The sequence below is a fragment of the Gordonia sp. 852002-50816_SCH5313054-c genome (genome assembly GCF_001665925.1).
Lineage (GTDB): Bacteria > Actinomycetota > Actinomycetes > Mycobacteriales > Mycobacteriaceae > Gordonia > Gordonia jacobaea.
On record NZ_LZTE01000035.1, the window covers coordinates 69,277 to 79,041 of the forward strand.

Annotated in this window: 9 protein-coding genes; 2 read left to right on the plus strand and 7 right to left on the minus strand. The window is 66.7% G+C overall.

Annotated features, from left to right (window positions below; translation table 11 throughout):
• Positions 1 to 129: 129 nt before the first annotated feature.
• Both A5788_RS08745 and A5788_RS23475 read right to left on the minus strand, forming a co-directional pair.
• Entirely contained in the window at positions 130 to 924 is a 795-nt protein-coding gene (locus A5788_RS08745) for an amino acid ABC transporter ATP-binding protein (protein ID WP_064869525.1), read from the minus strand.
• Positions 921 to 2,456: an ABC transporter permease subunit gene (locus A5788_RS23475; RefSeq protein ID WP_082937930.1), complete on the minus strand. Its 1,536-nt coding sequence runs from the start codon at positions 2,454 to 2,456 to the stop codon at positions 921 to 923. The genes A5788_RS08745 and A5788_RS23475 overlap by 4 nt, the downstream gene beginning before the upstream one ends.
• 103 nt (positions 2,457 to 2,559) lie before the next feature.
• Here A5788_RS23475 and A5788_RS08755 point away from each other — a divergent pair, with 103 nt between their 5' ends.
• Positions 2,560 to 3,126: a DUF4245 domain-containing protein gene (locus A5788_RS08755; protein WP_064869600.1), complete on the plus strand. Its 567-nt coding sequence runs from the start codon at positions 2,560 to 2,562 to the stop codon at positions 3,124 to 3,126.
• A 56-nt stretch (positions 3,127 to 3,182) separates the two neighbouring features.
• Here A5788_RS08755 and A5788_RS08760 read toward each other — a convergent pair whose 3' ends face one another.
• From A5788_RS08760 to A5788_RS08770, 3 genes are read right to left on the minus strand one after another with little or no spacing between them, the layout of a single operon-like run.
• Complete coding sequence (locus A5788_RS08760; protein WP_064869523.1) at positions 3,183 to 3,461, minus strand: exodeoxyribonuclease VII small subunit; 279 nt, start codon at positions 3,459 to 3,461, stop codon at positions 3,183 to 3,185.
• Entirely contained in the window at positions 3,458 to 4,822 is a 1,365-nt protein-coding gene (xseA, locus tag A5788_RS08765; protein WP_064869521.1) for an exodeoxyribonuclease VII large subunit, read from the minus strand. Before xseA ends, A5788_RS08760 begins: the two co-directional genes overlap by 4 nt.
• Positions 4,819 to 5,739, minus strand: coding sequence for a lipid droplet-associated protein (locus A5788_RS08770; protein ID WP_064869520.1), 921 nt, complete (start codon positions 5,737 to 5,739; stop codon positions 4,819 to 4,821). The genes xseA and A5788_RS08770 overlap by 4 nt, the downstream gene beginning before the upstream one ends.
• 83 nt (positions 5,740 to 5,822) lie before the next feature.
• On the opposite strand from A5788_RS08770, the gene A5788_RS08775 reads away from it, so the two are divergent.
• Positions 5,823 to 6,779, plus strand: coding sequence for a 4-hydroxy-3-methylbut-2-enyl diphosphate reductase (locus A5788_RS08775; RefSeq protein WP_064869598.1), 957 nt, complete (start codon positions 5,823 to 5,825; stop codon positions 6,777 to 6,779).
• 32 nt (positions 6,780 to 6,811) lie between these two features.
• Here A5788_RS08775 and mycP read toward each other — a convergent pair whose 3' ends face one another.
• Complete coding sequence (mycP, locus tag A5788_RS08780) at positions 6,812 to 8,194, minus strand: type VII secretion-associated serine protease mycosin (protein WP_442902925.1); 1,383 nt, start codon at positions 8,192 to 8,194, stop codon at positions 6,812 to 6,814.
• 2 nt (positions 8,195 to 8,196) lie between these two features.
• Positions 8,197 to 9,648: a type VII secretion integral membrane protein EccD gene (eccD, locus tag A5788_RS08785; protein WP_064869596.1), complete on the minus strand. Its 1,452-nt coding sequence runs from the start codon at positions 9,646 to 9,648 to the stop codon at positions 8,197 to 8,199.
• Positions 9,649 to 9,765 lie beyond the last annotated feature (117 nt).

The following is a 9,765-nucleotide window of genomic DNA, read 5'->3' on the forward strand; positions in this document are numbered from 1 at the left end:
CCGCAGTGGCGTACGCGGCAGTGGGCGAACGACGCCCGTCAATCATCCTTTCATGGCGAGTGCGAGTTCACTCACCCGCCTCGGGCGTGATCTGCGGCGTCGATGCAGCGCACGCGGGTCGTGGAGGGCTCAGAGGGGGTCGAGGATGCGACGGAGGAACTGACGCGTGCGTTCCTGCGCGGGATGTGCGATCACCTCGTCGGGACCTCCGCGCTCGACGATCACACCACCGTCGACGAACAGCACCTGGTCGGCGACCTCCTGCGCGAATCGGATCTCGTGGGTCACGACGACCATGGTCCAGCTCTCCTCGGCGAGCCCCTTGAGCACTTTCAGTACGTCGCCGACGAGTTCGGGATCGAGCGCCGACGTCGGTTCGTCGAACAGCAGGACCTGCGGGTGTAGCGCGACGGCGCGGACGATCCCGACTCGCTGCTGCTGGCCACCCGACAACTGGTGCGGGTACTGGTCGCGCTTCTCGGCGAGCCCGACGCTCGCCAGCAGTCGATCGGCCTCGGCGATGGCGTCGGCCTTGGTGCGGCGCTGCACCGTGACGGGCCCCTCGATGACGTTCTCGAGGACCGTCATGTGGGGAAAGAGGTTGTAGTTCTGGAACACCATCGCGCTCTGCGCGCGGTATCTGGTGACGTCGGACTTCGAGTACGCGCCGCCGAAGTCGATCGTCTGCTCGCCGACGCGGATGACGCCGGCGTCGGGGATGTCGAGGGCGTTGAGTGATCGCAGGATGGTCGTCTTGCCCGAGCCGGACGGACCGAGGATGACGGTCACCGTGCCGCGGTCGACGGTGAAGTCGATCCCGCGCAGAACGTGGTTGTCGCCGAAGGACTTCTGCAGTCCCGCGACGTCGACGACTCTCTCCGGCTGATTGACTCTCTCCGGCTGATCACTGATGGGTTCACTCATGGCGTCACGAACCTTCCCAAGCGGGACTCGAGCCTGTTCTGCAGGGCTGACAGGACCATGCACACGATCCAGTAGTAGATGGCTGCGGTGGTGTAGAGCGCGAAGAACTCGAACGTCGGCGCCGCGGCGAGTTGGGCGACGCGCAGCAGCTCTGTCACCAGGATCGTCGACGCGAGGGAGGTGTCTTTGACCAGCGAGATCAGCGTGTTGGATAGGCCCGGCACCGCATTGCGCGCCGCCTGCGGCAGGATGATCCGACGCATCGTCGTGCGGTAGTTCATGCCGATCGTCTGGGCCGCTTCTGTCTGCCCCTTCGGAACCGAGAGGATCGCGCTGCGGATGATCTCGGCGGCGTATCCGCCGACGTTCAGTGAGAACGCGACGACGGCGGCGGGGAACGGTGGCACCTTGATGCCCAGTTCGGGTAGCGCGTAGAAGATGATGAACAACTGCACCAACAGTGGAGTGCCGCGGACGATCGAGATGTAGACGCGCGCCAGCCAGTTGATCACTCGTGTTTGCGAGAGCCGTGCCAGTGCGACGACCAGGGCGATCACCAGCCCGATCACGAAACTGATCGCGGCGAGCGGAATGGTGACGGTGATCGTGGCCTTGGCCATCGGCCAGAGATTGTCGCCGATGATCTTCCACGTGCTGCGCGGTACGGCCTGCTGCTGTTGCGCGCCAGCGCTTCCGCTGGCGTCGGCCTTGAGGTACTTCTGCGATATGGTCGACAGGGTTCCGTCGGCGCTCAACTCGTCGAGTGCCTTGTTGATGTCGCCGGTGATTCCGCTGTTCTTCCTGGCGGCGAAGGCCTGCTCGCTGGTGTCTCCGGTCTTGGCGGCGATCTTGACGCTCTTGTCGCCGGTCTCGGCGAAGTAGGCGTAGACCGCGACGCTGTCGTTCACGGTTGCCTGGACGCGCCCCTGGTTGAGCAGCTTGATCGCCTGGGTGAAGCCCTCGACGGATTCGACGTTCGCGCCTGCGTCGCGGGCCACCTGTGCCCAGTTGCTCGTGGCCGACTGCGCGGTGGTTTTGCCCTTGAGGTCGTCGAGCGAGCGGATGGAGTTGTCGTCGGCGCGGGTGACGATCACGCCCTCGCTGACGGCGTACGGCTTGGAGAGGTCGTATTTGGCCTTGCGTTCCGGCGTGATCGACACCTGGTTTGCGACGACGTCGAATCGGCCGGACTCGAGTCCCGCGAAGATGGAATCCCAAGGGGTGGTGACGAATTCGGCTCGTACGCCCATCTTCTTGGCGACCGCGTTCGCGACGTCGACGTCGTAGCCCGCGAGCTCACCCGTCGTGGGATCGCGGTAGCTGAACGGCGCGTAGGTGCCCTCGGTGCCGACGCGCAGCACGCCGGACGAACGGATCTCGTCCATGCCGTTGCGTTGATCCTCGGAACCGCCGCACGCAGCGAGTGTCGCCGCGGCGATCAGGGCGGACAACACGACGACGGCGATGCGTCCCCTGCCGCCGAGTCGGACGACGGACCCGACACGGGACACGACGAGCTGTAGCGCGCGCATACGGCACCGTACCGCGTGGCGGTGACAGTCGATTGTGGCGGCGGGCACGCTGGTCGAGGGGCGCGACGCGGGGTGCGGCGCGCGGCTGGGATACTCGTCAGCCATGGCGAGCAAACCCCGCATACTGACCAGCGGCAAGGACATGATCTGGACGCTGATCCCGTTGCTGGCGGTGTGCGCGCTGGTTGCGATCGCATCCGGCAACTGCTCGGTGGGACTGACCGGCACCGCGTCCGACGACAAAACCCCCGCGTACGACGTCTACAACGGACTTGCCGCCGACGCGCGGACCATGCCGTTTCCGATTCGACGACCCCCGACACCGGAGGGCTGGAAGCCGAACTCGGGCAGCACCGGGGAGATGGCAGGCGGCGCGACGTCGAGCAACGTCGGTTGGGTCACCGGCACCGGCGCCTATCTGCAGCTCACGCAGACCAATGCGTCCGAGGACGATCTCGTCGAGAAGCTCGGCGGCGACGACGTGTCGTCGGGAACGGGCACCAAGGACATCGGCGGGCACACCTGGGTGACCTATTCGACGCACGACGACAACAAGTTCTGGATCACCGACCTTTCCGACGTGCGGATCGCCGTGATGTCGCGCGGTCCCGACTCCGAGATGGAGCAGATGGCGCAGTCGGTGCTCGCCCAGCAGCCGCTGCCGAAGTAGGGCTCTCGAGCGCTTTTGTCGGAATCCCGGCCCGGGTGAGCCCGGTCCGGACGAGCTCAGTCCTCGTCGGGGTCTGAGTCGTCGAACTCGTCCTCGTCCTCGCTGTCATCGGGTGAGAGGGCAGCCTCGATGCGGTCACGCGCGCCGGTGAGGTGTTCCTCGCAGCGCGTGGCCAGTGCTTCGCCGCGTTCCCAGAGCGCGAGCGATGCGTCGAGGTCGAGGCCGCCGTGTTCGAGTGTCGTGACGACCTCGATGAGCTCGTCGCGTGCCTGCTCGTAACCGAGCTGCGCCACCGGAATCGGCTTGGCGGACTTGCCTTTCGCGGGGCCGGTCACTTCGTGCTCCTCTTCGTGCTGGGGGTGTCGGTGCTCTTCGCTGTGTGCTTCTCGGCGTCGGGGGCGGGTTGTGGTGACGTGACCTCAGCAGCGGCGGCGCCGTCGCCGACGCGGATGCGCAGTCGCGCGCCGGCGGGCATCTGGTCGGTCGAGGTCACCACGTGGGGGTCGCCGTCGTCGACTCGTTGGACGACGGCGTACCCGCGGGCGAGCGTCTGCGCCGGACCGAGTGTCGACAGGCGCGCGGAGAGATGTTCGACGCGGCGGTGCTCGGCGTCGACCATCCTGCTGACGTCGCGCCGGATGTCGCGGCGCATGCGTTCGACGTCGTCGGAGCGTCGGTCGATCATGGTGAACGGGTTGGCCAGGACGGGCCGTGCACGCAGACCCGCGATCACCCGTTCCTCGCGGTGGACCCAGTTGCGCAGTGCGTGCGCGCTGCGTCGGCGCATCTCTGCGATGCCCGCGAGTTCGGCGGTGACGTCGGGGACGACACGCTTGGCCGCGTCGGTCGGGGTGGCGGCGCGGATGTCGGCGACGAGGTCGAGGAGCGGATTGTCGGGTTCGTGTCCGATCGCGCTGATGACCGGCGTGGTGCATGCTGCGACGGCCCGCAGCAGCGCCTCGTCGGAGAAGGGGAGTAGATCTTCGACGCTGCCACCGCCGCGTGCGATCACGATGACGTCGATTTCGGGGTCGGCGTCGAGATCGGCGAGGTGCGCCAGGATGCGTGGCACTGCTGTCGGTCCCTGGACGGGAGCGTCGCGAACCGCGAAGCGCACCTGCGTCCATCGTGCTTGCGCCACCGACATCACGTCGCGCTGCGCGGCGCTCGCGCGTCCGGAGATCAACCCGACGGTGCGGGGCAGGAACGGCAGCGACCGCTTGAGGCGCGGATCGAAGAGCCCCTCCGCCGCCAGGAGTTGTTTGAGACGCTCGATGCGCAGGAGTAACTGGCCGACGCCGATGGGCCGAATGTCCGTGACGCGCAACGAGATCGTGCCGCGGCCGGCGTAGAAGTCGGGTCGTCCGAGCATCACGACGTGGCTGCCCTCGGTCACGGGCACCTCGGTGCGCATCAACAGGTCGGGGCTGCAGGTGACGGTGATCGAGATGTCGGCGGCCGGATCACGCAGCGTGAGGAACGAGGTTCGGGTTCCTGGTCGGCGCGAGACCTGGGTGACCTGACCCTCCACCCAGATCTGCCCGAGCCGGTTGATCCACTCCGCGATCTTGCGGTTGACGGTGCGTACCGGCCACGGGTTGTCGGCGTTGTTGCCCGTGTCCTTGGAGTTCGCGGTGTCCCTTGAGTTGCCCGTGTCTCTGGAGTTCCCGGGCGGCGTTGCGTTCGCCGAGGTCACGACCGCTTGTTCTGGGCGGTGATCCGGTTGTCGAGCATCGTGATGAACGGTGCCCGGTTCTTTGTCGCCGTCTCGTACGTGACCAGCGCGGTGAGGTCGTCGAGGTCGACGGCCCGCAACTTGGCGCGCAGTTGGGCCAGCGTCAGGGTGTCGTACTCGATGAACTCGACGATCTCCGGCTTGTCGACGTCGGAGACTTTGTCGTCGGAGGAGGCTGTCTCACCTGCGATGAGGTCGGCGGGCGCGGAGCTGTAGAGCGCGAACCGCCCGGCGTCGGCACGGGGTGCCGCGGCCTCTGTGGTCTTCGACGACGCCGGTGTCGCGGTCTTCGCGGGTTCCGCCGTGGGGGTGGCCTTCGCGGGCGTCGAGTCCTTGGTCGCCGTGCTCGTCTCGGCCGTGGCCTTCGGGGCTTTTGTCGCTGTGTCCTTCTGGGCCGAACTCTCCTGGGCCGAACTCTTCTGCGCTGAACTCTTTTGGGCCGACTTCTTCTGCGCCGAACTCTTTTGGGCCGAAGTCTTGTCGGCCGAACTCTTGTGCGCCGCGGCGGGCTCAGTGGACGACTTCGCAGTCATCTTCGGTGCCGCGTGCAGCGTCGTGACCTGGGCGGTCCGGGTCACCGTTGATTCGGTGTCCGGACTCTCGATGGGCGTCCCGGGGTCGATCTCGGTCAGCTCGTCTTCGTCGAATCGTGCCCACTCGGGCTGTTCGTCGGGTTTGTCGAAGAGAAGGTCGAGCGCCTCGTCGCCCTTGATGGCCAGCTCGGCGATCTGCTGCTGTGCCCGCATACCGGCTTGCAGCGTCTGACTCACCGCTGTCATGGGCAGCGTGAACAGGCGAGTCGGCAGTCGGCGGGTCTCTTCGATTGCCACGACGATGAGACCTGCGGCGATACGTGCAGGATAGGGTGCGCGAACCATGACAACACTCTGCCATCTGGTCTGCGTCACACCAACCCGAAGTGCGGCGGTTCGCGGGCATGACACCACGTACCCTGGAGACCATGTCTGAACCCAAGCGTGTCCTGCTGGCCGAGCCGCGTGGTTACTGCGCGGGCGTCGACCGTGCGGTCGAGACCGTCGAACGCGCCCTGGACAAGCACGGAGCACCGGTCTACGTGCGCAAAGAGATCGTTCACAACAGGCACGTCGTGGACACGCTCACCGAGCGTGGCGCCGTGTTCGTCGGCGAGACCGACGAGGTACCGGAGGGTGCGATCGTCGTCTTCTCCGCGCACGGGGTGTCGCCGGAGGTGCATCGCACGGCTGCGGCCCGCAGCCTCAAGACCATCGACGCCACCTGTCCGCTGGTCACCAAGGTGCACCAGGAGGCCAAGCGTTTCGCCCGCGACGATTACGACATCCTGCTGATCGGTCACGAGGGCCATGAGGAGGTCGAGGGAACCTCCGGCGAGGCTCCCGAGCACATCCAGATCGTCGACGGCCCCGACAGCGTCGACAAGGTGACCGTGCGCGACGAGTCCAAGGTGATCTGGCTCTCGCAGACCACACTGTCGGTCGACGAGACGATGGAAACCGTGCGGCGGCTGCGGGAGAAGTTCCCCCTTCTGAACGACCCGCCGAGCGACGACATTTGCTACGCCACCCAGAACCGCCAGGTCGCGGTGAAGGCGATGGCTCCGCAGTGCGACCTGGTGATCGTGGTGGGGTCCAAGAACTCATCGAACTCGGTGCGGCTTGTCGAGGTCGCGGTGCAGAACGGCGCCAAGGACGGCCACCTTGTCGACTACGCCCGCGAGATCGACGACTCGTGGCTCGACGGCGTCTCGACTGTCGGCGTCACCTCCGGTGCGTCGGTGCCCGAGGTCTTGGTGCGCGGAGTGCTCGACTACCTCGCCGAACGCGGCTACCACACGGTCGAGAAGGTCAACACCGCCGAGGAGACGCTGACGTTCGCACTGCCGCGCGAGTTGCGGCCCGCGCGGACGTCGTCGAAGTAGCCGACGGTTGTTGTAGGCCTGGCGAGTCAGTACTAGTACTCGTCGGGACTGAGCGTGCGGGTGCGTCGATGCGGCAGCGCTAGTGCGAGAACCACCACGATGAGCACCGCGGCTGCCCCCGTACCGAGCAGGGCGACGTTGCGAGCGGTGTGATCGGGTGCCCGCGGTGACGGCGGCGCTGCGATCGGATGTGCGACGGCTTCGGCGCGTGGAGTGTCGTCGAGTTCTGCGGTGAGCGCCGCGACGGGGTCGACGACTCCGAATCCGATACGGGTGTCCCGACCGGTACCCGGCGCGTGGGCCGTTCTGGTGACACGATCGATGACCGCGGCGGCGGTCAGCCGCGGGTATCGAGCACGGACAAGCGCGACGAGGCCGCTCACGTAGGCGGTCGAAAAGCTGGTGCCGCGCAAGGGGATTGGACCCGACTGATCCTGCTGCGCATACACGACCCGACCCGAACCGTCAATGCTGACGACGTCGGTTCCCGGTGCCGCTACAGACACCCACGGGCCGTTGATGCTGAAATCGCTCGGGGCGCCGGTGCCCGCGTCCACGGAGCCGACCGTGAGTACATACGGCGAGAACCATGCGGGGCTCGCGATCATCGAGACCGAACGCCAGCCCGTCGGGTCGTCGCCGCGGGGGATCGGATTCTGACTCGAACATGCCGAATCACGCGTCAGATTGCCCGCGGCGACGACGACAACGACGTCGCGCGTGTGCGCGTATCTCACTGCGGCGCCGAGCGATCGGTCGTTGAGCTTGGACCCTACGGCGGCACATGCCACCTCCGAGATGTTGATGACCGTTGCGCCGAGGTCGACGGCGCGGACCACCGCGTTGGCGAGCGTCCGGACCGAGCCGTATCCACTTCCGACGTTCGGATCTTCGGAACCGCGAGAACGCTTGGCGCCGAACGCTGTACTCGACTGACGAATCGAGATGATCGACGCGTCGGGTGCCACGCCGGTAAAGGCGTCGGTGCTGCTCGGCGCGCCCGCGATGATGCCCGCGACGAGTGTGCCGTGTGCGTCGCAGTCGGACAAACCGTCGCCGGTCGACACATAGTCGCCACCCGCGGTCAGTCGGGGGAGTCGTCGACTCGGGCTCACGCCGGTGTCTATCACCGCGACGCGCTGTCCGGTGCCCCTGCTGAATCGCCAGGCGTCCGGCAGCCGCATCATCGCCTGCGCACCCGTCGCCGACGAATACGCTTCTGCGGCAATCGGTGTGGCACACAGCGTGCGTTGCTCTGTGGCTTCGGGCGGTGCCACAGGCGCAGATCTGACCAGCGCGGAGGCGTCGATGACAGGTGGTGTCACCGCAAGCGCCGGAGCCTCACTCGAGCATACGAGCACCGCGACGCACGAGACCATCGTCGCCGCAACAGAACATGCGCGTGCGCGCGCCAACGTCAGAACTCCCGCACGATGCGGTAGAGGTCGAGTATCCACAGCAGCAAGGGGATGACCGCGAGCAGCAACGTGTACTCGAACAGTTCTGCGCTGCGTCGCAGCATCGGTGAGAAGTCATGAGCCGCAGCGAGTCTGCCGACGATCACGGCAACGACAGCCAGTGCCGTTGCGACGCCGAACCCGACGAGTGCCCACGGCGACGGATCGCCCACCGCGAGTCCGACGAAGACCGCGATCACCGTCAACGCGCCACCGGCGATCTGTGTTGCCGCCTGCGCGAGGTCGCTGTACGAGCGACCACGCAGGCACAGGACCAGACCGATGACGATCGCGTATGCGACCGCGATCGCGTGGAATCCCGAGAGGGGAGCGGCTGTACCACATGCTGCTAGTGCGGTGACAGTGGTTGCGCCGCCGATGATCCCGGTCAGATACGCGTTGGCGAGATGCGAGCGTCGTTCGAGCGCATCGACTTTGGGTAGCGCAATCGCACCGATAGCGCCGATCCCCTCGATCGCAGGCGTCGGTTCGAACACGTCGAGGTCGATCGGTGCGCCCGCCGTCGGTACCGGTGGAACAGGCAGTTTGGTGAGTAGGATCGTCGCGCGCGATGCGGTGCACACGGTCAACAGGCCGACTGCCGCCACGACCGCCGACACCTTCTCGACACCCACGCCGTCTGCGATGAGCGCCAGGACTGCTCCACCGCCCGCCAGCGCGGCCGCAGTGGTCAGCGCGCTGTGGGTGACCGGCCCGACCGCGGCCACGCGATACGAGACGACAGCGGCGAGTAAGACCAGCGCGCACCCCAGCGCCAGGTGGGCAGCGCCGAAAGTGCCGGGAGGCGTCAACAGGCCAGTGACGAATGCGAATGGCATGGCCGACGCCGACAGCACGGTCGCCGACGGCGCGTCGTCGTAGTGTCGCGCGACAACCGCGGCGGCGACAAGAAATGCCAGCGCCGCGATCGCACCGAATATTGCTGTCGTGCTTCCCATTCCGCCGAGTCGAGTGAGGCCGAGCGATGTGGCTGCACCCAGTGTGGCCACCAAGGTCGCGACGTATCCGCTGTAGCGCGCGGCGGTCGGCGACCACGTCGCGAACACCGAATCGTTGAGTCGTGCGACGGCGTCGACGACGTCGTCGAACAGCACAGGCGATTCGCCGGTGTCGACCGACTGCAGCATCAGGAGGTCGCCGTCACGAACACCTGACTCCGACAACGTTCGGTTCGGAGCGAGCGGTTGCTGTCCGACAAGTGCGAGCGTCCAACGGTGATGGCGGTCGGGTGGCTGCGTCGAGGGGTCGACGTCGGGGTCGTCCTGGTCGCGCTGGACCGGGATGCGTGAGGTGATCTGGGCGACGAGTTCGCCGATCAGCACTGCCACCGGCACGGCAGCGGGGAGCCCGACGTCGAGTTGGGTGTTGCCGCCGAGGACCGACACTCGCACGAGTGCCGGCTCGATCGACGTCGTACGACCGGCGCTTCGCTCGGTGGCTGAGCCTGTCTCTTATACACATCTCCGAGCCCACGAGACCGATCAGTATCGGGTATGGCGGCTGCACCG

What these genes read in the sequence shown, in the direction of transcription:
- A5788_RS08770 (WP_064869520.1), bottom strand. Translation starts at nt 5,739, where the DNA reads ATGGTTCGCGCACCCTATCCTGCACGTATCGCCGCAGGTCTCATCGTC.
- A5788_RS23475 (WP_082937930.1), bottom strand. Translation starts at nt 2,456, where the DNA reads ATGCGCGCGCTACAGCTCGTCGTGTCCCGTGTCGGGTCCGTCGTCCGA.
- A5788_RS08755 (WP_064869600.1), top strand. Translation starts at nt 2,560, where the DNA reads ATGGCGAGCAAACCCCGCATACTGACCAGCGGCAAGGACATGATCTGG.
- A5788_RS08745 (WP_064869525.1), bottom strand. Translation starts at nt 924, where the DNA reads ATGAGTGAACCCATCAGTGATCAGCCGGAGAGAGTCAATCAGCCGGAG.
- A5788_RS08775 (WP_064869598.1), top strand. Translation starts at nt 5,823, where the DNA reads ATGTCTGAACCCAAGCGTGTCCTGCTGGCCGAGCCGCGTGGTTACTGC.